General features: G+C 56.3%; 11 protein-coding genes and 2 pseudogenes. 8 read left to right on the plus strand and 5 right to left on the minus strand.

What is annotated here, in order from left to right; all coding sequences use genetic code 11:
• Window positions 1–259 precede the first annotated feature (259 nt).
• The 4 genes and pseudogenes from G1C97_RS12515 to G1C97_RS06910 all read right to left on the minus strand — a co-directional run.
• Window positions 260–781: pseudogene (locus G1C97_RS12515) on the minus strand (HD domain-containing protein); the annotation flags it as partial.
• Window positions 782–907: 126 nt separating this feature from the next.
• Window positions 908–1,090, minus strand: a pseudogene (locus G1C97_RS12520) (HD domain-containing protein); the annotation flags it as partial.
• A gap of 388 nt (window positions 1,091–1,478) precedes the next feature.
• The gene (locus G1C97_RS06905) at window positions 1,479–2,708 is read right to left on the minus strand and encodes an ATP-binding cassette domain-containing protein (RefSeq protein WP_169241145.1); all 1,230 of its coding nucleotides are present in this window, start codon (window positions 2,706–2,708) and stop codon (window positions 1,479–1,481) included.
• The gene (locus G1C97_RS06910; RefSeq protein WP_169241146.1) at window positions 2,705–4,168 is read right to left on the minus strand and encodes an ABC transporter permease; all 1,464 of its coding nucleotides are present in this window, start codon (window positions 4,166–4,168) and stop codon (window positions 2,705–2,707) included. Before G1C97_RS06910 ends, G1C97_RS06905 begins: the two co-directional genes overlap by 4 nt.
• Before the next feature lie 276 nt (window positions 4,169–4,444).
• Between G1C97_RS06910 and G1C97_RS06915 the strand changes: the two genes are divergently transcribed.
• Both G1C97_RS06915 and G1C97_RS06920 read left to right on the plus strand, forming a co-directional pair.
• Entirely contained in the window at window positions 4,445–6,763 is a 2,319-nt protein-coding gene (locus G1C97_RS06915; protein ID WP_169241147.1) for a DUF4012 domain-containing protein, read from the plus strand.
• Between the two features lie 259 nt (window positions 6,764–7,022).
• Complete coding sequence (locus G1C97_RS06920; RefSeq protein ID WP_169241148.1) at window positions 7,023–9,578, plus strand: GH25 family lysozyme; 2,556 nt, start codon at window positions 7,023–7,025, stop codon at window positions 9,576–9,578.
• Between the two features lie 110 nt (window positions 9,579–9,688).
• Here the strand turns inward: G1C97_RS06920 and G1C97_RS06925 are convergent, their stop codons facing one another.
• Window positions 9,689–10,633, minus strand: a complete 945-nt coding sequence (locus G1C97_RS06925) for a glycosyltransferase family 2 protein (RefSeq protein WP_169241149.1) — start codon at window positions 10,631–10,633, stop codon at window positions 9,689–9,691.
• 176 nt (window positions 10,634–10,809) lie between these two features.
• Here G1C97_RS06925 and G1C97_RS06930 point away from each other — a divergent pair, with 176 nt between their 5' ends.
• The 6 genes from G1C97_RS06930 to G1C97_RS06955 all read left to right on the plus strand — a co-directional run bounded on the left by G1C97_RS06930 (window position 10,810) and on the right by G1C97_RS06955 (window position 22,391).
• Window positions 10,810–12,945 carry a hypothetical protein gene (locus G1C97_RS06930; RefSeq protein ID WP_169241150.1) on the plus strand — a complete coding sequence of 712 codons (2,136 nt, stop codon included), beginning with the start codon at window positions 10,810–10,812 and terminating at the stop codon, window positions 12,943–12,945.
• A gap of 85 nt (window positions 12,946–13,030) precedes the next feature.
• Window positions 13,031–14,956 (plus strand): DUF6020 family protein, encoded by a 1,926-nt coding sequence (locus G1C97_RS06935; protein ID WP_169241151.1) that lies wholly within the window; start codon window positions 13,031–13,033, stop codon window positions 14,954–14,956.
• A 40-nt stretch (window positions 14,957–14,996) separates the two neighbouring features.
• Entirely contained in the window at window positions 14,997–16,457 is a 1,461-nt protein-coding gene (locus G1C97_RS06940; protein ID WP_169241152.1) for a lipopolysaccharide biosynthesis protein, read from the plus strand.
• Window positions 16,458–16,620: 163 nt separating this feature from the next.
• The gene (locus G1C97_RS06945; RefSeq protein ID WP_169241153.1) at window positions 16,621–17,619 is read left to right on the plus strand and encodes a glycosyltransferase family 2 protein; all 999 of its coding nucleotides are present in this window, start codon (window positions 16,621–16,623) and stop codon (window positions 17,617–17,619) included.
• A gap of 950 nt (window positions 17,620–18,569) precedes the next feature.
• Window positions 18,570–19,820 (plus strand): DUF6020 family protein, encoded by a 1,251-nt coding sequence (locus G1C97_RS06950; protein ID WP_277348170.1) that lies wholly within the window; start codon window positions 18,570–18,572, stop codon window positions 19,818–19,820.
• A 693-nt stretch (window positions 19,821–20,513) separates the two neighbouring features.
• A complete protein-coding gene (locus tag G1C97_RS06955) occupies window positions 20,514–22,391 on the plus strand; it encodes a glycosyltransferase family protein (RefSeq protein WP_169241155.1) in 1,878 nt (625 codons plus the stop codon).
• Window position 22,392: the final 1 nt, after the last annotated feature.

A 22,392-nucleotide genomic window follows, 5' to 3' on the forward strand; every position in this document is an offset into this window, starting at 1 on the left:
CGATTGTTGAGCGTCGGACCGCCGGGTGGACGTCCGGTGCGTGAATGCCCGGTGTGTGATGCCGGGCGAGGTCTGCTGCAGCATGCACAACAGGAAACTTGACGGTTGGTCAATCGATCCTTCGAATAATGCGACGGTCGGCAGGGGCATTTCGGATACCCCGTGAAGTGTGTATGGCCGTTGCCAGATACCCGATGCCCGAATATACCAATGTACCGGGGCGTGCCGCACTTTTGACTGGAGGAATTTCCTCAGATCCTCAGATCATCCTCATCTGATATTTTTCGGCCAGCGCCGGAATGTCGGGCACACCGTATTTGGCCACCAGTTCCAGCCATCGCTGCTCGTTTTCCTCGCCGAATCGTTGGGCTCGTGCCGTGTAGGCGTCTACGGTCAGGAACTTCGGCGGCACCGATTTGCTGTGGAACTTGTCGGCATACATCACCACTTCCTGCTCCAGGTTCATCGGCACATAGTCGTCCGGCGGCAATGGCAGATCCTGCCGCAGTACGTCTTCGCGCGTCAGACCCACGCCGGTATGATTGCGGCAGAATTGCGCGATCGACTCATCCACGCCCTGCTTGAGCAGCCACTTGTAGCCTTTGAGACCGTGCAGGATGTACTTCTTGCCGCTGAATTTCAACGGTTCGCCGTCGGTGCCGTCATGCTTGAACACCTTATAGGTGCCGATGTCGTGCAACAGACCGCCGATCAGCACCAGATGCTCGTCCAGCAAGCGAGGCGGTACCTGGCCTCCGGTGACTCCTGCGGTGGGCGGTACCAGATAGTTCGGTCTGGGTGAGGAGGTTGCAGCGTTATGTGGGGTTGCGGCCGGTGCCACCTCGCTATCACCGGATCGCGCTGCTTGGTCTTCGGCGACGGTAGCGGCAGCCGGAACGCCCCACTCGGGTGCGTCCTTCGGCAGCGTGCATCGGCGGGTGAACAGCGCATTCTGCCGACGCGCGATCTGCTGGGCTATCGTGGCTACGATCACGCAATGCGTATGTACCAGCTCATATGCTTCCTCGGACGGTGCGAGCTGGTGATGCAGCTCGTCGATCTGCTGGACTGTAGGGATATATCCGCTCATTATTGCCCGCTTCCATAACCGTGCTAACGTTCCCAACGCTAGGTTAGCGCGAGATGGGTGCTCAGCGGGCATGCACAAGAACATATCTGGGTGTATCTGCGTTACAAGGGGCACATTCCCGCCTCCAGAAACATCTATCTGCTCTACAAGGGGCTCTCAAATGATGAAACACGAGGTATAAATGCCCTTTGGGAACGTGATTTCGCCATTTTCTGGTGTCCTCTACTTGAGGAGGAGCCCCTCGTAACGCAGATAGATGTTTCTGGAGGCGGGAATGTGCCCCTTGTAACGCAGATAGGGCGGGAACACCGATGAATTCCGGTGTCCCCGCCCTAACTACATGTGCCGGCGAATGCCCGCGCGCTCGATATGTCAGATTCAGATCATGTCAGATCTCGAAAAGCGTATCCGCGGCCTCGGCCACTTCACGCGATTCGGTGAGCACAATCACGCAGTGTTTCGGATCCCCACTGTGGGCCAGCTTGGCAAGCGTGGCGAACACGGTCACCTCATCGTCGCCTTCCAAGCCGAGAGTCGGTTCGTCGAGAATCAGTACTTCCGCCTCGGTGCTGATGGCACGTGCAATGGCGGCCAGGCGCTGCTGCACCAACGGCAGCTTGCCTACCGGGATGCCGCTGGTGGCCTCGCTGAAGCCCACCTTGGCCAGCAGCTCGCGTGCGATCACCGGCTTGGGCTTGAGGAAGTTGCGGTTCGAGGCTTCCATGGCGTACAGCACGTTCTGCTCGGCGTCCAATGCCGGCTGCACGGCATACCGTTGCGGCACGATGCCCAGTCGGTGTCCGCGCAACTCGACCGGTTCCAGCTCGGCGATATTCGCGCTTTTGTTCATCACCGCGCCGGAAGCCACCGGGGTCAGGCCGGTCATAACGCCCATAAGCGCGCGACGCTTGGCGTCCGCCGTAAGCCCGGAATCCGGATCGCCGGTGACCAGCACCGCATACGCATGCCCGGCATAGCAGGCGAAGTCCACGCTGTCGAGCACGTTGACCTTGCCCTTGGCACCGGACACGGTCACCTTGTTCAGAGCAAAGGTCGGGTAGGTTTTCAGCAAGACGTCGTCCGCGCCGCCGCCCACCAGCACGCGATCGATGCGCGAGGCGAGCGTCATGGCCGGTGCCGCTTTCGTGACAGAGCCGGCGGCCGATTGATCGGCGTGCGCATCCAGTTCGTCGGCGGTGTCCTGCTTCGCCAAGGCAAGGGTTTCGTTCACGCGCTGGGCGTTGCGCTCGGTGACTTCGGCGGAAGCGGTGGCTGAAGCAAGAGCATCGGCTTCCGCTTCACTGGGCTGCTCTGCTGCGGATTCATCCGTAGCGTCGTCCGATGCGTCAGTCGCGGCCACGTCGTTTGCGGCGTCGCCATCGTTATCGTCTGATTCCGCGGCGGCCAAAGCGCTGTAAATGCTGTTGCCGGCGTCGCTACCGCCGATGCCATCGAGATCCGCATCATCGTTATCGTCATCGTCGAAGGTGACGCTGAACTGTACGGAATCGGCCGGAACCGCTGCGATGTCGGAGGAATCGTTGGCGGAGTCGGCGGCGGCTTCTGCGGCCGTGTTCTCAATGACTTCAGATTCCTGATCGTGCTGCTTCTCGCTCATGCCTTCGCCTCCGCGTCGTCGTCGGTTTCGTCGGTTGTAGTGGTCGTGTTGCTGCCGGTTTCGGTCTCGTTGGCAGCGTTGATTGCGTCGGCCTCGCTCACCGTGCCCCAATCGCCTTCGGATGCGAACACGGCATTCGCGCCGAAGAACACGGGACGGAGCGCCGCTAGGATGGCCAGCACCACGATGGTGCCCAAACCGCACCAGACCATCTGCCAGATCAATCCGCTGGTCACGGCGGTGGCGTGACCGGATGCCAGAGCCACGCCGATAGGCTTGGCGGCGAATGCACCGGCGACGAGTCCGATTACGTAGAACGGCAACGTGGTGAAAATAACTTCCAGCATGAACTGCCATCCCAAGCGGCCGCGGCTCACACCGGAGATCAGCGCCATGCCGATCTCGTCATTGCGCTTCGGGGTCCACACTCCCAGCATCACCAGTGCGAGCAGCAGCACGCCACCCACAACAAGCAGCACGATCACGCCGTTTTTGGCTTGTGAAGCCAGCGCGTCCAACGGTTCCAGTGACTTGGTGTACTTCTCCAGCGAAGGGGAGGAGACCACATATCCGGATTCCGGCAGCTTGGACTTCTTGAACGTGGAAACCAGCGTCTTGTATGTCGAGGCGTCGGTGACGGAGAAGACCACGTCAAGATCCGGCAGCTTCCAGCCGGCTGCGGATGAGTCGTAGGCCTGCGGGTCGAGATCGGCGGCGGAGAACGTTGCATAGTTGGTGTAGATCACGTTCTCGCGGTTGCGGGCGGCGTTCACCGGATTTTCCGTAGTGGATTCGGACGTGTACTGGTAGATGCCGCGCACCTTGAGCTCGATAGTGGTGGAGGCGCTGGAGGCGGCGGCCACCTTGAACGTGTCGCCCACCGCAAGATCATTGGCCTTGGCGAATGCGGCGGAGATCAGCGCGCCGGTCGTATCCGGGCTGGAGGACTGCGTATCGAAGCTCAGGCTTTTGCCGTCCGTGATGTTGAGCGATCCGAGATCATTGGCTTTGACGGCGTTTTCGGATCCGAACGAACGCCACAGCAGCTTGCCGCCGGTTGCGTCGTCGGAAGCGGAACCCAGCGAGTCGCCGTCAAGCGCCTTGAGTTTGCCGGTAGTGCGTGCCGGCACCGTCTCGGTCACCGTGAGGCTCGTGGAGTCAAGCGTCATGCCTGCGGTCTGCATCATGGTGGCGTACGGGGTGTACGTGTTCCACGTCATGTAGTACTTGGTCGTGGAGGAATCCGTGGCGGAGACCTTTTTCCACGTGGCGGCGGATGGTCGAACGGCCAGTGTAGCCGCCTGCGCCTCATATGCAGTGGTATGCGCGGTGGTGTGTTCCTGAACGATGGCCAGTCCGGCAACCGTGCCGAACGTGACTGCCAGCGTGATGAACGCGGTCAGAGCCGTGCGTCCCTTGGAACGTGTCATGGCCCGCCAGGCGTTGCTGAGGACGAACATGTGTGTACCTCTCCCGTTCTCCTAAGCCGAATATTCGAATCAATACGACTTCACTATTGTCGCGCTTCGTGACTGTTTTCTTGCGCAATACTGTTATACCCCTCAATGGAGTCTGAGAGCATGCTGGGAATGATGTGGTGGTCATGCGTGCATTTTCGGCTTTCTGAGCCGATTGTTTCCACTATTTTCGGTGTTCTCGGTACACTGGCAACAGTGATATGCGTCTGATGACGCTATATATGGTGTAATCTGAGCAGATTTCAGGCAGGTAGGTATATGCGATCCACTTCAGGACATTCGGAGCACAAGGGCGCAAGTCACAAAAAGCGCGACGGCTGGTCCAATGGGCTGAAGGGGCTGGAATCGGTGATGTCGAATGCCCGTCCTCGCCGCGCATCGTCTGGCACGTCCGGTGCGTCCAGCGCTGGCAACGGCGGACGCAGCTTCGGCACCGCGCAAAGCCCCGCCCCGAAGAACCTGAAATCCCCCCAGCATGTAGGCCGCGGCGCGCGCTCGCTGGTCAGCCGCACGCCGGTGTGGGCCAGAGCGATTGTCGTCACGTTGCTTACGCTGCTGGCCGCCTTCACCTGTGTGGGTACGTTGTACGCGGCTTCGATTTCGCGCATGTACACCGATGGTCAGAAGGTGCTTTCGTCCGCAGAAAGTCTGGCGAATTCGGCGCTTGGCTGTGGCAGCGACGTCAGTCTGGGTGACGCCGCCCATAATCTGGTCACCGCCACGAACGCCCTCAATGAGGAGCTGAGCGGTCCGCAGTGGGACTTCTTCCGCGACCATACGCGATTCAGTGGAGACATTACCGCCGCGCGCGAGATGCTGGCTTCCGTGGATACGCTGGTCAACGGCCCGTTCACCGATTTGCTGAATCTGTCGAAACGTCTGCAGGGCTTCTCGATGAAGAACGGTTCGGTGGACGTCAGCGCGTTGATGGACATGCCGGATATCGTGGCGCAGACCCATACGGATCTGAAAGAACAGATCGCCAAGCTGAATAAGGTCGAGACGCCGAGCGTGGCCAAGGTGGCCGCGATGCTCAACGCCGAAAAGGCCATGCTGCAGACCGTGGATTCGATGCTGAGCGAATACGATGCTTTGATCAATTTGCTGCCGCAACTGCTCGGCGAAGACGGCGAACGTACGTATCTGATCTTGGTGCAGAACCCGGCCGAGTTGCGTTCCGCTGGCGGCATGGTGGGTACGATCGCCGCCGTGACGGCCGACAAAGGCAAGGTGACGATCGGCGATTTCGCCAGCACCATCAACTGGGACATTCCTGACGAGCCGTTGGACGATACCGTGTACCAGGAGCGTGACGTATTCGGCAAAACCTTCGACCAGTACCCTGCCACCACCACCATTGACCCTGAGTTCCAGCGTGTGGCGCAGCTGAACAAGTACATGTGGCTGAACCAGAAGGGCAATGCAGACAAGAACGTCGCCGGCGTCCTCGCATTGGACCCGGTCTTCCTGCAGTCGTTGCTGGGTGCCACCGGCAGCGTGACCCTTTCGGACGGTCGTGTGCTGGACGGTACGACCACGGTACCGTTCCTGCTATCGGACCTGTACATCGATCACCCGGACTTCACCGACCAGAACAACTACGTTTCTGAAGCGGCCCAGTCCATTATGAACCACGTGCTGGGCCACGCGAACGCCTCCACCGCTTCGGGCCTGCTGAAAGCCGTGCGAGACACCAGCGCCAACGGCCATTTCAAGCTCTGGATGGCCGACGAAGCCGAACAGGATGCTTTGATCAGCACCGGCATCATCGATGACAAGTCGAGCGGTGAGCTGTCTGCTGACGATACCGTGCCGCAGGCCGGCATCTACCTGTCTGAGTTGCAGATGGGCAAGCAGGATTGGTATCTGCGCACTGCCACCACGGTCACCAAGACGTGCGGCGACGTGCTGGCCAGCCAGAATGCGCTCTACACGGGCGCTATCGACGACCGTATCTCGTCCGCGGTGAACAACACGGCGCTGGGACAGTACACCGAAGATCAGCTGGGCGACGAATACACGGTGACCTTCACCATGAAGAACACGCTTACCGAAACGAAGGTGGCGTCGTTGCCGGAATTCGTGATCGGTGACGAAAACAACCCGGTTCCGGGCGGCATGAAGTACCGCGTGGTGCTCACGGCACCTTATGGCGGCGAAATCACCGCCGTGCAGGCCGATGCGGATACGTGGCATGCGAATACCGCGACCCTGTACGACCGCCAGTACGTGACGTTTGACCAGCAGTGGATTGCGCCCGGCGAGGAACTGACGATTGCCTACACCGTGCGCGTGAGCAGCACTGCCGCGCAGCCGCTGGACGTCGTAACCACGCCGATTGTGAACGCCGACGGCATCGAAACCGGTTCGCAAGGCAAGGTCACCGACGAATGCCCGGCGGAGAGCAGGTCGCAGGCCAACGGCGAGTCCGGCACCACCGGTGAGTCATCCGGTACTTCGAACGGCACGGATAAGTCCGGCACCTCCGACCCGTCCGCCGGCCTCGACTCGCTGAACGAACTCAAGAGCCAGGTCACCTGCCCGGTAGACATCAAGTCCATCGCCAGCTCGGTGTGATGATCGGTGCGGCGGTGCGACGGCCGCGACGTCGGTGCTGCTGCGACTGATGTGACGGTGCGCCGGTGTGCCGGTGCGCTGTCGGCGTCGCTGCCGCTTGCGTTGATCGCGGATAATCTGGCGTTGAAGCCCTTGCAACGATTGTTGCGCAAAGCGTTGCAGGAGGGGCGTCTGCATCCTTACTCCTTACTAAAATCACTGTCGGGATAGCTCAGCGTGATGCTGGGTGAATGATGGCTTGAGAGACGAAGGATTATTGATGCGACGCCATAATGCCGACGCGTGCGATGCGTCATTACGACCATCGCATAGCACTGCATCGTTGAAAACCGCTATAACGAGGATCGCCGCCGTCGGTCTTGCGGTTGGCTTGACCATGGCGTTGCCGGTCGACTCGGCATATGCTGGTGAAACAGTCGCCGACCATACGGTTGATGCTGCGGATAGCTCCCGTACGTCGTCCGACGGCACCATACATCTCGCCGATCAGGAAACGCCAGCCGCGAATGCCATGCCGGAGAACCCCGGTGCTGAACTGCCCGCTCAGGTGAGTGCCGATATTCCCGATGATGCGACGGTAGTTTCCGAAGAACTGGCCGTGACTGCCGAGGGCGAAGTCAAGGATATCGAAACCGGCACGACGGTCACTGATCCCGCCATCGTCGGCACTGCGGATACGCCTGCCGATCCGTTGGCCAAAACCGATGGCAAGTCGTTTATTCCGGTGGACGCCAGTGCAGTTAAGGACGCGGTGGCCGCGAACGGCGGGGATGCGAACGCGACCAGCGGGGACAGTGGCGCTGCTGCGGACAGTAATGCCGGTGCGGAAAGCAACGACGATGCTACCGCAACTCCGGATGCTGCTGCAGGGCAGGATACCGGAAACAACAATGATTCGGCCGGAACAAACGGCACTGACTCCAGCAATGCGGATGCGAATGACTCCGCGGACAACAGCACGCCCGATACGACCGACAATGCTGAAGACAGCGCGAGCAGTGACGGCTCTGATGCCGGCACAACTCCTGACGCCACTGCCAACCCGTCCGCCTTCCGCTCATCCAGCTCCGCTCAGGCCCAGCCTCACGTCTATGCGGCCAACTTCACCGGCAACCAGTACGGTGCTCATTGGGGTACTTACAACGGCACGTCCGCTTTCTTTGATGTAGACAATGCGCTGTTCGCACAGCAGGCCAAGGGCGTCATCGATGTTTCCAAGTGGCAGGGCACTATCGACTGGGCGAAGGCCAAGGCCGATGGCGTGCAGGGTGCCATCATTCGATTGGGATTTGGCTCGGGCAACGCGATTGACGGTCAAGCCAAGCGTAATATCAGTGAATGCAAGCGTTTGGGCATTCCCTTCGGCGTGTACTGGTTCTCCTATGCGGAGTCCGCGAACGCGGGTAACTGGGAAGGTGAAGACACCGTAGCCAAGCTGCGTGCGGCCGGCGTGCGGCCGAGCGATCTGAGCTTCCCGGTGTTCTACGATCTGGAGGACTGGACCGGCAGCTGGAACGGCCACACTGCCCCAACCAATCCGAACACGTGGAACGGCGCGGTGAACAACTGGTACGCGAAGCTCAAGGCCGCCGGCTACAACAACCTGTCCGTGTACTCGTACACGTCGTACCTGAAGTCCGCGCTGAAGAACAACAACATCTGGTCCAAGACCCGCTGGGTGGCCAGCTACGGCGCCCGTACCGGCTTCGAGGTCTCGGCCAACGACCGTTTCTGGCAGTACACCAGCGACGGCCACATCAACGGCATCTCCGGCACCGTGGATTTGAATGCGTTCGGCTACAAGACAGTGGCCAACTCCAATAATTCGAATAACAGTAACTCCAACAGCGGCAACTCCAACAGCCAACCTACCTATCCCGTCAAGGGAGCCATGGGCGAGGAATGGGCACGTATCGGCGGATCGAAAAGCGTTATTGGAAATCCAATCGCCAACGAGGTGTGCAACTGGTCTGCGGGCAAACAGAACTGCTACCAGAACTTCGAGCGGGGTGCGATTTCCTGGACACCGTCCACCGGTGCCCATTACACGTCCGGCGAACTGCGCAAGGAATGGGCGAACCGTCATTATGAACATGGCGTGCTCGGCTACCCCACAGCAGATGAGGAACGCTTGTCCGACGGCTGGTGGCGACAGCATTTCCAGCACGGGGATATCTGGGTGAAAGGCACCACTACTAAATATGTGATGCTTCTGAATCTGCGTGATTCGTATAACGCGCATGGAGGCTATGCCCGGTTAGGTGCCCCTACCGGTAATGAGGAGCGATTGAGCAACGGTTATTGGCGTCAGCGTTGTGCTCGTGGTGATGTGTGGACGCGTAACGGTGCGGCTGAGAAGTATGTGATGTTGTTGAATTTGCGTGATTCGTATAATGCGCATGGTGGTTTTGGCCGTTTGGGTGGTCCTACGCATGATGAGGAGCGTTTGTCTGATGGTTATTGGCGTCAGCGTTGCGTTCGTGGTGATGTGTGGACGCGTAACGGTGCGGCTGAGAAGTATGTGATGTTGTTGAATTTGCGTGATTCGTATAATGCGCATGGTGGTTTTGGCCGTTTGGGTGGTCCTACGCATGATGAGGAGCGTTTGTCTGATGGTTATTGGCGTCAGCGTTGCGTTCGTGGTGATGTGTGGACACGTAACGGTGCGGCTAAGAAGTACGTGATGCTATTGGCGTTGCGCGACGAATACTATCGCCTTGGCGGATTCTCCAAGAATGGTGGACCGACATCGGACGAATGGCACAGCGGTCTGTGGTATCAGCGCTGCCAGCGGCATCTGCTGCAAGTGCCGTGATTCCGGCATGATGAATTGATTGGCGGCCCTGCGTTCAGTTTCTTCGTTGAAGAAAGAGCGCAGAGCCGCCAATCAATATGTGGGAGAAAAATATGCAGGAATTGCCTGTGTCAGTGGCGCTTCATATAAGCGAAGCGGTTGGCGTCCACAACAAATGCCTTGCGATTGTTCTTGGCGATGACGTCAAGGATGATGCCGGTGGCAATGAGCAGTAGTCCGGCGATAACTAGCATGGTGGCACCAATAAGAGTAGGAAAGCGCAGCACCACGCCGGTGTGCATGAATTCCATCGTGACCATGCCGCACAGCACGGCACCGATGATGCCGATTACCAAGCCGATGCCGCCAAAGAACGGCAGAGGCTTGTATTCGCGTATCATGCGGAAAATGGTGCTCATCACCTTGATGCCGTCGCCCACAGTGTCCAGTTTGGAGACTGAACCGGCCGGCCGGTCTCGATACTGGATCGGCATTTCGAACAGACGCAGGTTGTTGTTCAGCGAATGAATCGTCATTTCGGTCTCGATCTCGAAACCGCGGGAGAGCACGGGATACGTTTTGGCGAACGTGAAACTGAAGGCGCGGTAGCCGGTCATGATGTCGGTGACGTGCGCATGGAATAGTCCGTTGATCGAATCTCGCACCAAACGGTTGCCGAAGTTGTGGAACGGACGCTTGTTCTCCTGGAAGTACGTGGAGCTCAAACGGTCGCCGATAACCATGTCGTAGCCTTCAAGCACCTTGGCGACCATGGCCGAAGCCGCGTCCGCGGGATACGTGTCGTCGCCATCCGCCATCACGTATACGTCTGCATCGATATCCTCGAACATGGCGCGCACCACGTTGCCTTTGCCTTGACGAGGCTCCTTACGTACGATCGCGCCTTCAGCCGTAGCGATTTCGGCGGTACGGTCGGTGGAGTTGTTGTCGTACACATAGATGGCGGCGTCCGGCAGGACGGCTTTGAAGTCGCGCACGACCTTGCCGATGGTCACTTCTTCGTTATAGCAAGGAAGAAGTACGGCGATGGTTGGAGTCTCGATCTGTTCAGACATGCACACCACAATAAACGAGATGCTGGTCTTGTGTTTGGTCTCCTTGGAACGTGTCACTGTTTACGGCCTGAGGGAACGGCTATTATCGATTAGCATAGAGGCCGATCATGTACGGCATCGACTGTGTTCGGCATGCCGTTCTACGTCATGGCTGTGAAGATGAGTGGGAGAAGAATGTGAATTCGACGATTAAGCGGTGCGCAATCGCATTGATATTGTGTCTGTTCTGCGAGGTGTTTGTGTTCAACCTCGCGTTTTGGACTTCGCGCAATTACGAACCAGTTCAGACCACGGTCAGCGTAGGCGAAGGTCTTGAGCAGATAGGTGATTTCACGTATCGAGTCACCGACGCCGATACTGCCACCCTCGATTTCCAGCGTGACGATATCCACGTCGATAATGTGCATATACCGCTTGTCAATGCCGATGCCCCGCGTGCGCGTATGGAAGATCCGTCGCACCCGGGTACGAAAACCGTAGGGACGGCCAGCGGCAACGGACTGCTCAAAATTCGCATCGAGACCAACGATGCCGGGCATTCGGCTGCCAAGTTGCTGCCTGAAACGAGCTTGAACGGCAAGGTGCCGCAATCGCAGTGGATCCGCATGCGCTTGGCAGGCCAATCCACGGCATTCGTCATTCACGTGACTTCTCCGGTGGGAACGGTGTTCCAGTTGAGCGGAGAACCGCAGCTGAATGTGCCCAGACCATTCATGGTCAACCCCATTCGCATAGCCGTGTATCTGATCATCATATTCTTCGCTGCTAGCGCACCACGACTGCGGAGGCATTGGGTTGCTACCACCGATCGAGAACGTGCACTCTATTGGATCGGCACCTCAGTGTTGGGCGTTCTCTTGGTGGGTGCAGTGACCTTTATCACCCGTCCTTGGGAGTCGCTGCGAACAAGCACATGGCCACCGGATTTTGAGTACCAGTGGATCGCCCGTTCGATAGTGTCCGGCCATACGTGGTTGGATTACCCTGTTTCCGATACGTTGCAAGCGATGGCCAACCCGTATGACAATGATGCGCGTATTGCCGCCCATCAGCAAAGCGGCGAAACCTATCTTATTGATTTCGTATATTTCAACGGCCATTATTATTCCTATTTCGGTGTGTTGCCGTGCGTGCTGTTCTTCATCCCGTACCTGCTCTTGACCGGTAATGATCTGGCACCATGGAAAGTCGTATTGCTGCTGGGAATTGTGTTGGCACTGCTGAGCATCACTCTGGTGCGTTTGCTGTTCAAACGTTGGGGTGCCAATGTGCCAATGCCATTGCAAGCATTGGCCGGTCTCGCGGCGGTGTGCGCGGTTCAGCCCACCATGTACTTGTCCTTCATGTCGACAATCTACGCCGTTCCTATTGTGTCGGGACTGTCGCTCATTGTCGGAGCTATTTGCCTGTGGATGAAGGCTTCGTTGCTTGAACGAGGCAAGCTGTATTGGGTGCTTATTGCTCTCGGCGGCGTACTCATTGGGCTCAACGTGGGGTGCCGTCCGCCTATGTGCATTGCTGTGTTCCTTGCGCCGATTATTCTGTTCCGGGCGATTGATGGACAAGATCGTAGGTCCAGGAAGCGGAGCATAGGACGAACAGTCCGTATATGGCTGATCAACGCGTTCGCCGTGGCGTTGCCTTCACTGTTGGCTGCGTTACCGTTCCTATGGTGGAACAAGGTTCGATTCGGTAGCTACACGGAGTTCGGAGCGGCCTATCAGCTGACCGGACATGACATGCGTGCGACCGTGGGAGGAATCGCGCGTTTCCCGTATGCGATCTGGCAAGGGTTGCTCTCTCCGGCGAGCGTCCGCGAATCTTTCCCGTTCCTGACCGTCGTGTCCAATACACCGTATTTCGCGGGCGACTATCAAGGCTTCTATGGTGTTGAGCCTCGCGCCGGTGGTCTGTTGTTCTGGGCTCCTCTGGGATTCGTCGCGCTGGCGCTGCTGGTGAAACGTGTCCGCAAGGCAGTGGACCGTGATGTAGTGGTTTTGGCGGTCGCATCATTGGTGATGGGTGTCGCGGTGCTGTTCATAGACGTGCTCGTGGCCACGCTTACCACGCGTTATCTCAGCGACTTCGGCTATTTGTTCGTTATCGGCGGTACGTTGTCGCTGATTGCTTGGGGGCGAAGTGAAGAGCAGTTCGATAACCGCGTTGCGTACCGGGTCGGGGCATTTCTATGTCTGCTTACGCTGTTGCTGGCCATCGGTTCGGTATTCATGACGGGGCGTTATTCCCAGCTTATGGATACCAATCCTGAGATGTTCACGATGGCGAGAGTCGCGTTCTCCGTTTTCGCATAATGGCTGTACCCAGGGTCTGTTCTGTGGTGACCGATGAGTCGACCGCCATCAATTCGAGAGTTGATCGTCAATGAGTGCGCGTCATATGTCTGATAATCCGGCGAATCCGGCTTGGATCGTAGGCGGGCCCTGCCCGATGCAGCTCACATTGGGTGGTGGATCTGGTCTTATACTGCGTCCGCCGACGGTAGCGCAGACACTGTTATGCGCGCTGGGCGCAGGTGTGATCGCGATCGCCGATCGGGCGGCGGTGTATGCGTCCATCGGGCCATTGGACGCTGCGCTATGGCTTCGTGCCGGCAAGTTATTCGTGATGCTGTTGCTCTTCTGCCTGATCGGTGAACTGTTGATTGCACGTGGACAATTGCGCGCGAATGATTCGGTCAGGCTGAACTCCAAAGACGCTGGCGTCTCGTCGGACTCGCGTTCGTTGTCCCATCGCACGCCGTCATGGTGGGCCCGCCGTAGTGCGGGTTTTCGTGGTTGTTGCCTTACCGTATGTCTCACCGGACTGATGCTGTTATGCTGGTCGCCTTATATCAAGTGGCTGTATCCCGGTCTGATGTGGTATGACACCGGCGACGAAATCGCACAGTTCTACGGCATTGCGGCACTGGGCCAACCTTCCGGCGTGATTTCGGCACATCATCCGGTTTTCGACACCATTGTATTCGGCGGATTTGCTAAAGCTGGTGAACTATGGTTCGGTGGCTATCAAGCAGGACTTACGATACTGGTACTGTTGCAGATGGTAGCCATGTGCGTTGTGTTGTCTGCCAGCGTGGTGTATGCGCGGCATGCCGGGGCTCCGCTTGGTAGCGCAATGGCATTGTTTGTGTTCTATGCGATCTTTCCGTTCCTGCCCATTTTCTTCATGTCGTTGGTCAAAGACAGTTTGCATGCTGTGTTCTTTATGCCATGGCTGCTGATGTATATCGAAACCTGCCGTCAGCGGCTACGCTCTCTGCGCTCGATATGGTTCACCGTCGGCTTTGTGATATTGTCTGTACTTTCCGCCCTCACCACTATGACCGGTTTCTACATCACCGCATTGTCATTGCTGGGATTGGTGTTCGTGGCACGTGGGGATGAGAATGCCGGACCATCGGCGCAGCGGCAACCGGTGGCGATGACGGCATTGCGTGGAGTTGCGGCCACGGTGGCTGTAGTCGTTATTCTGCTGGTGCATACGGTATTCCCCGCCGTTACCGGCAAAATATGGAACATTCATCGCGAAGATCAGAATCAGATTCTTGTGGTTCCTATGCAGATGACCGCGCGTTATGCGCTTGACCATCCGGACGATGTGACGGATGAGGAACGCCATATCATCGATGCTCTCAACAATGTGTCTGTGGACCGGATGAAGGAAGTACAGAATCCATACCTTGCCGATCCGGTCATGCATCTTTCGCTCAAGGATCCGTCTTATATCGGCCGATATGCGTCGGTATGGCTGAAGCAAGGCGTGCGCCATCCGGATAGTTATATCAATGCTTTCGTTTCCTTGGAATCAGGGTGGTTCTCACTCCGGCGCACGGCGCATAAAGAAACAGGACCGCTGCCATTAGATGTGCTCCGCGCTGACTCCCGTAGCATCCCCAATCAAATGTTGATTCAGGGCGATAATGCGATCAGTCCTTCGTTTGCCCAGATGTCCCAGTACCAGGGGAATGAATCGGGGCAGGTAACTGTGAGGCGCATCTGGCGGTATATGTCATCGACGCGTGTGCTGAGACTGTTCACCTACACGGCTGTCTGGTCGTTCATCATGCCTTTGTTCCTGCTGTTCTGTGCGATTCGCGGAAGGGGAAGAGACATCAGAGCGCGCCTGATGCTCGGAGCGCCGCTGATTTGGTCGTTGCTGTCGTTGCTTCCCAATGCGATTTCCATACCGCTGAAGCCCACCGCATCTCGATACATCGTATGGTCGTTGTATGTTGTGCCGTTGTATATCGCTTTGCTTCGTGCCGATGGCGTTCGTTCCCGTGCTATCGAGCATCGGGAGTAACACCGTTGCGCTCTGTTGAATATGGATGGAGAAAGTAGGCATGCGTAAAGGCCTAGTTCTGAACCTGATCAGCAACCTGATGTTCTTCATCAGCGGATATCTGATTCATTACTATCTCGGTGGTCATACATCCGCAGCGGCATATGGCGTGGTTGGCACCATCATCACCGTGCTGGATTTCGAGTACATGTTCACCAGCAATGGCGCTCGTCAGTCGTTGGCCCGCAACATTTCCTCCGGCAAGTTCAATGTGGTTGATGTCATCGTCAAAACATTCGCTTTTCAAGCGATTATTGTGGCGGTGTTCTTTGCCATCAATTTCTTTGGCGCGCCTGTTTTCGGTATGATCTTCAGCGATTCATCGCTTGATTTCTACTTTAAGCTTGCCGCATTCCTGCCGATCTCCAATGGATTGTATGTGATGATGCTCGGTATCAACGACGGTCTGCAGCGCTTCCAATACAGTGCGTTCCTCGCCACGTTCTATCCCATTGTCAAACTTGGCGTTATCCCGCTGATCATATTCGTGTTCCCGCATGACCCGGTCATGGGCGTGGAGGTCGGTTACTTCTCGGCCATGATGATCACCATCGTGCTGGGATTGGCGCTGCTGGTGCCGATCTGGCCGAAACTGCGCGCGAGCGGTACCGATCGCATTGGATTCGGTGAAGTGTCACACGGCGTGCTGTCGTTCTCGTTCTTCTTCATCATGGCTTCACTGGTGCTCAGTGCCGATACGCTCGTGGTCAAATCCGTGGTCGAGCCGGATTCGATGGCCGGCTATTACACCGGTGCCATGAATTTTGGTAAGACCACGTATTATCTGTTGCAGGCGTTCGCCGTGATCATCCTGCCGGTCGTCTCTGGTCTGATCACGAATGGCAAAGCGGAAGAGGCCAGTCGTAAAGCTCAGTCGCTGGTACTGGTGGCGTTCGGATTCATCTTCCCGATGGCCGTGGTGATTTCCGCGACCAGCCGCGATCTGCTCTCCACATTCTATAAGCCCGCCTTCACCGTTGCGGCTCCGGCGCTTTCCTGCCTTGCGCTGTCGAGCTTCTTTATGGGAATGACCGTAATCTTCAATATGGTGCTCAACGCGGAAAAGGACACCCGTTTTTCGGATGTTTTATCCATCGTTTCGCTGGTATTGGTCATTCCTATTTTTGTGGTGAGTGCAAAATTCGGCGGCATCACCGCCATCGCCGCGGCCAGCATGGTGAGCACGTTTGTAGTTATGACGCTCTCATATCTGGAGGTGCGCCGTCGCATGATGAATCTGATGACCATCCGTACATGGAAGGTCATCGGCATCAATGTGGTGATTTGGATAGCGCTGTTTGCCATATCGCATGTGATGTCGGTAGATAATTTCCTGATTCTTGCCGCGCTGTATGTAGTGATTTACGCGGTGTATGTCGGTCTGCTGTTCGCAGCCAAAGTGGTAGATATTGACCTGCTGAAATCGCTGAAGAAGCCGAAAGATCAGGCTGTAGCACACTGAGCGTGGAATCGGGCATGAGCAGGTGCACAGTGCTTTGGCATATATAAGAAATGTGCGATTTTGGACGATATATGCACTGGGTACCTGTCACGGCTATGTCCATCGTCTACATACATAATAGAAAGTTAGCGGCAAGAAAAGCGAACAAGAAAGACATTATTTCATGCGGTTGTTCATCCAGATTCCCTGTCTCAATGAAGAGAAGACCCTTCCTCTGGTCATGGAAAAGATGCCCAAGTCGATTCCCGGCATCGACGAGATTGAAGTCATGATCATCGATGATGGGTGCACCGACCGTACGGTTGAAGTGGCAAAGAGCCTTGGCATCAAACATGTGGTTACGCATACCGGCACGATGGGGCTTGCCCGTGCCTTCCGCGATGGTGTGGACTATGCGTTGAAGCATGGTGCCGATATCGTGGTCAACACCGATGGCGACAACCAGTACCCGAGCGACAAGATCGGCGATCTGGTGCAACCTATTCTCGCCGGCAAAGCCGATATCGTAGTAGGAGATCGCCAGACCTCCAAGATTGCCGAATTCAGCGCATTTAAGAAGATGATGCAGCACTTCGGCTCCTGGGTGGTTAACAAGGCGGCCGGCACTCATATCCCAGATGCGGCCAGTGGTTTCCGTGCCTATTCAAAGAAGGCGCTGCTCCAGCTCAATATCGTCACGGAATTCAGCTACTGCATGGAGACCATTATCCAGGCGGGCAATAAGCGCATCGCCATCACCTCCGTGCCGATTACCACGAACAAGAAGACGCGTGAATCACGCCTGTTCCACAATATCTTCGAGCACATGGGTAAGTCTGCCGGGGCGATTATCCGCTGCTTCCTCATGTTCCGTGCACATTCGGTGTTCAAGTGGTCGTCCGCCATCTCAGCGATTCTAGCGCTCGCGATTTTCGTGCGCTATCTGATGTTCTTCTTCGCTGGCCAGGGCCATGGGCATATTCAGTCGCTGTTGGTCGGTGCCATGCTGTTTATCTGGATGGTGCTGTCGTTGTCGCTGCTCATCATTTCCGAACTGCTACGTATCCATCGTCGTCTGGTTGAGGACCAATTGGAGCGCACCAAAGAAATTGAATACAGTCCTGCTGCGCGCAAGCTGTGGGCTGATCCTGAACAGGAAGAGCTGCCTTCTCGCCAGGCATGATGGCGTGCGATAGCTGTTAATTCCTATCAAGATCCTTGCAATACGGCAATGCTGAATACGAATAGCGACGGAGAATTCATACGATGACAAGTACCGATAGCACTCGGCATGGTTGGGAGCGCTTTCAGATTCCGATCGCGGTCGTAGTAGGCGTTGTCGCGGCTGCGGCATTTCCTGCCACGTACAGTGATCCCACTGTATTCTCCCGCAGTTGGCAAGATGTATTTGCTGACGTATTCGGCAATATCGGGGCTCAAGGGGCGGCTGGTCCTGCAGTGGCTTGCATAGCCTTGATTGGATGGGCTCTGGTATCGATATCTCGGTTCGGAATGTTGGGGAGAACTGGGCAAATCGCGGCGTCTATTATTGGCGCTTTGGTGGCGTTAAGTGTCGTATGGCCTCCATACGGTGTCGGGCCGGCTGGTACTTACACCGCAGATAATTCCATACCGGTGCTGGTGAGCGATATAGGATACACACCTGCTGCGGTAGCTCCCGCCGATGCCACTGGCCAGTACTACGGGTATCTCCTGTTGCGTTGGATTGGCATAGCGCCCATATGTGTGTTGTCCGCGGCTCTTGTGCTGTGGCTCGGTTTGCGATTCGCCGGCGACACTACAGCGATGAGCTTAGATGTGGAAACTTCGGAACGAGTGTTTTCCGATGCATTTATGAATCGTATTCGCAGTGCGGGAGATGGTTTCCGGCATGTCGCACGATTTGGCAGATGGCTGTTTTCGCGTCTCTCTCTTGCGCGCTGTGCGATTATGACCGTGGTGATGCTTGTCCCGTGGTCCGTTTGGCTATGGCTGATGGCACCGTCGAATATAGCTGCGGATACGGTGGCTCAGATTATGTGGTATCGCACTGGCGAGGCGTGGGACCCTGCCAGAAGAGTGATGCTGCCAGGGTATGCTATGAGCGACCACCATCCTTGACTGGAGACTCTCCTGTATGGCTTTTTTGATGAGTTCGGTGTATCTATCGGCAATGAGGGCTTGGGACTGAGCCTATTGGCATTGCTGCAGGCTGTGATGTTGGCGATGGCTTTCAGCGTTATGCTGGGTTATTTTGGCGGACGTCTGGGGATGAGCTGGAAATTCTGCTTGGCGGCATTGTTGTTCCTTAGCTTGAATCCTGTGTTTGGCCGTCTGCCCGCCTCTGTTGTCAAGGATATTACGGCGATGCCGTTCATCATCGTTTGGATGGTGCTGTTCGTTGAGTACGTGCGGCGTATACGTTCCAATCGAAAGATCGGTGTTGGTTTGGTCGCGCTGATGATTGTGTTCGCAGTACTATGCGCGGAAACCAGAAAAATCAATGTGTATGTGATTTTGGCCGTCATGATGCTGGTACTGGTGTTCTTCCGGAAACGATTGCTTACCATACTGATTATCGTGGCGACGCTCGGATCTGTGATGGGCATTAACTCCTATGCGTTTTCTGCTCTCCATATCGCCAAAGGTGGTAGACAAGAAATGCTTGCCATTCCGTTGCAGCAGGCTTTCACTGTGCTGGATAAATATGGCGATTCCATGGACGCGCAGCATAAGAAGGCTATTGAGACCATTATCGTGTGCGATCCACAGCAGATCATTGATGCCGGTTACGATTGGACAAATGCAAATCCGGTCAAGGACCGAGATTGCTTCAACAAAGACGCCACCAGCAAAGAATTAGCTGACTTCATGGTGGTCTGGGTCAAGGAAGGGCTTGCCCATCCCGCGGATTACCTCAATTCGGTGAGCTGGCTCGGTGATTATTTCAAGCTCGGTCCTGTATATGATGAAGGTTTCTACGTGCGTCGGGGTTGGGAAGAGTTCGGTACGGCTCAGACCATTCTTCCAGAGTATGTCGATGGCACAGAACCGAATCAGGGCCAAGGAATAGCGAAGTCGTTGTATACGGCTGCGTCGAAGACTCCGGTGCTGGGATTGCTGATGAGCGAGGCCACATATACGGTGTGCATTCCGTTGCTCAGTATCGGACTATGCGTGGTGCTGCGCCGAACGAAGAACCTAATCTATTCGTCCCCGTTGCTGATTTCATTGGCTACTGTTTTTGTCACGCCTCGGCATAATGCACGATACTCGTACGTACTGCTGTTCTGCTCGCTGTTGTGGCTGGTGGTGCCGTTTATTACAACGGATACGACGGAGCATCGTTCGGATGAGTCCCATGATGAGACTCATGGTGAATGAAATGGTCTGATCTCTGTTGCGTTCCTGCCATGAGAAGGCTCGCGGCACCCTTTTCCGGTCGCGGTTTTTCGAGTGTTATCTCAAATGATGACCTAATGGGATCTTTTGTGGTGTTTGCATGCTTTTCGGTTTTCTTTCTTGCTTATGAGGGGTGGATTGTTGTTATGAGGAAGGTCAATCTGCGTTACAAGGGGCTGATGTCCAAGTAGTTTTGACGGCAGAATGGCGGAATGGCGTTGACGCATAGATCCGAATATGGGTGTTTTCGTTTCGGCTCAGCCCCTCGTAGAGCAGATAGACTTTTGCGCGACCGGTGTATCTGCCCCTTGTAACCGAGTTTGACCCATGGTTGCCCCATGAACCACGCCAAGACCCGTCAGCTCCCCCTGATCTGAGGACACCGAACCCGAACCAACACCCGCATCAGCTGGAACAAGCCCCACACCTAGGTCGAATGGAACTTGATCGGCTGAGACATCAGAGAAAGATGCCATATCTATTGCCTATAACTCGGAGTTGGATGAAGGTGTGCGAGAGCCTCATGATGGGGTGCATGACGAGACTCATCATGAATGGCAACTTCCGAGGGTTTCTTGTTGGGAGGGACGTTCGCCGTCGTTTGGCAGACGGCCATATCGTCGGCAGAGGGTATCATAGTTGCGATTGCTGTACGTTCGAACCGTTAGGTAATACATGTCCACGTTGAAATTTGCGAATATTCTCTTGGAACGAAACCCGCGCTCGCTGAGCTATCCTTCCCTGTATTGCAAGGCAGAGGGGCCGGTTATCGAGAATGAAGCTGCGGCGGATGGTTCTTGGCTACTCAGCACCAAGGGCGAATACGATTTCTCGACGTATTTCAATTCCCTGTCTGTGCAGAAGCTGCTGAAATACACGACTGCCACAAAGTTCTACCTGCATTTGGAGCTCAAGGGGGCTGCTGCTCACGTGCTGCAGACCAAGGGCGGTGTGTTTTCGGCACACCCGGAGCCGGTCAAGTCCGTGACCGCCGATCTGCCGGCCTCCGATGACTGGCAGAATGTAGACCTCGAACTTGCTGTGGATGATGAGACTGTGTTGGTGGGCTTCACTATCACTACCGAGGGTTGCGTCGCCATCCGCAACAGCTACTACTCGGTGGAATACAACGGCGACCTCAACCCGGTCGAGTTCGTGCTCTCCACCACCACGTTCAAGAAGGAAAGCTTCATCGAGAACAACATTCGTCTGGTCAAGGATCAGATTCTTGGCTCCGGTGAAGAGATCGCTGATCACTTCAATATGTATGTGATCGACAACGGCCGTACGCTGGATGTTGACAAGCTGAGCGACGAACACGTGCATGTTCGTCCTAATCAGAATGTGGGCGGTGCCGGCGGCTTCACCCGTGGCATGATCGAAGCCATGGAGCAGACGCCGGAAGCGACCAACATCCTGCTGATGGACGACGATGTGGCCGTCTCCCCGGAGAGCATCAAGCGTACCTACAACTTGTTGCGTCTGCTCAAGCCTGAATACAAGGACGCAATGATCAGCGGCGCCATGCTCAACTATGAGATCGGCGAGGACCAGTGGGAAGACACCGGCTATATGACCCCGAAGGGTGCATTCGCCCCGGCCAAGCCTCCGCTGCGTCTGACCAAGTTCGATGACATCGTCTACAACGAGACCTTCCGTCTGCCTAAGACAATCGATCCCGACCAGCGCTATGCCGCATGGTGGTATTGCTGCATCCCGATCCAGGTGATCAAGGAGAACGGCCTACCGCTGCCGGTGTTCGTACGTTGCGATGACGCCGAATATGGCGTGCGTTGCGGCAAGGAACTCATCACCATGAACGGCCTGTGCATCTGGCATATGTCGTTCCACGTGCGTTACAACGCTGCCGTGGAGCGCTACCAGACCACTCGTAACACGATGATCGCCCAGTGCACTACCGGTTTCGCGCTGCACTCCGATTTCATGTACGAGCTGCATAACAACATCCGTCTTGAGCTCAAGAAATTCGGTTACTCGAACGCCGAGTTGTGCTTGGATGCCTTTGAGGACTTCCTGAAGGGTCCGAAGTTCATTGCCCAGAAAGGCGCTGCGGAAAAGGCCTTCATGCAGGCGAACAAGAACAAGGAGAAGATGTTCTCGTTCGCCGAAGTGCAGCAGCAGGCCAAGGATTTGGGTCTCGACGGCTTCGACCTGCGCGATATCGATCGTCAACTGGTGGACGGCGACAAGCCGCGAACTCTGGTGCAGCGTCTGGAAGACTACGCTACGAATAACGGCCAGCGCTTCCTCAAGAACGAGGGCAAGGGCTACGCGGTCATTCCCGTGCTTGGCTGGACATACCCCGCCGGTGCCATCCATGGCAAGAAGTACCTGATTGTTATCGACTGGTACAACAAGAAGGGTGCCATCCGCGTCAAGGATGCAAAGCGCTACGCCGCCATTACGAAGCGCTACGAGCGTGACCTCAAGTACTACAAGAAGAACATCGAACGTCTGCGCAAGGAATATTCCGCCGCTCGCGCCGAGCTGACCTCGATCGAGTACTGGAAGCGTTATCTGGACATGGACTGAC

This window comes from Bifidobacterium olomucense (assembly GCF_012932375.1).
Taxonomy (GTDB): domain Bacteria; phylum Actinomycetota; class Actinomycetes; order Actinomycetales; family Bifidobacteriaceae; genus Bifidobacterium; species Bifidobacterium olomucense.

Excerpts from the sequence above, each read along its gene's own strand:
- G1C97_RS06905 (WP_169241145.1), bottom strand. The coding sequence starts at position 2,708 with ATGAGCGAGAAGCAGCACGATCAGGAATCTGAAGTCATTGAGAACACG.
- G1C97_RS06910 (WP_169241146.1), bottom strand. The coding sequence starts at position 4,168 with ATGTTCGTCCTCAGCAACGCCTGGCGGGCCATGACACGTTCCAAGGGA.
- G1C97_RS06915 (WP_169241147.1), top strand. The coding sequence starts at position 4,445 with ATGCGATCCACTTCAGGACATTCGGAGCACAAGGGCGCAAGTCACAAA.
- G1C97_RS06920 (WP_169241148.1), top strand. The coding sequence starts at position 7,023 with ATGCGACGCCATAATGCCGACGCGTGCGATGCGTCATTACGACCATCG.
- G1C97_RS06925 (WP_169241149.1), bottom strand. The coding sequence starts at position 10,633 with ATGTCTGAACAGATCGAGACTCCAACCATCGCCGTACTTCTTCCTTGC.
- G1C97_RS06935 (WP_169241151.1), top strand. The coding sequence starts at position 13,031 with ATGTCTGATAATCCGGCGAATCCGGCTTGGATCGTAGGCGGGCCCTGC.
- G1C97_RS06940 (WP_169241152.1), top strand. The coding sequence starts at position 14,997 with ATGCGTAAAGGCCTAGTTCTGAACCTGATCAGCAACCTGATGTTCTTC.
- G1C97_RS06945 (WP_169241153.1), top strand. The coding sequence starts at position 16,621 with ATGCGGTTGTTCATCCAGATTCCCTGTCTCAATGAAGAGAAGACCCTT.
- G1C97_RS06955 (WP_169241155.1), top strand. The coding sequence starts at position 20,514 with ATGTCCACGTTGAAATTTGCGAATATTCTCTTGGAACGAAACCCGCGC.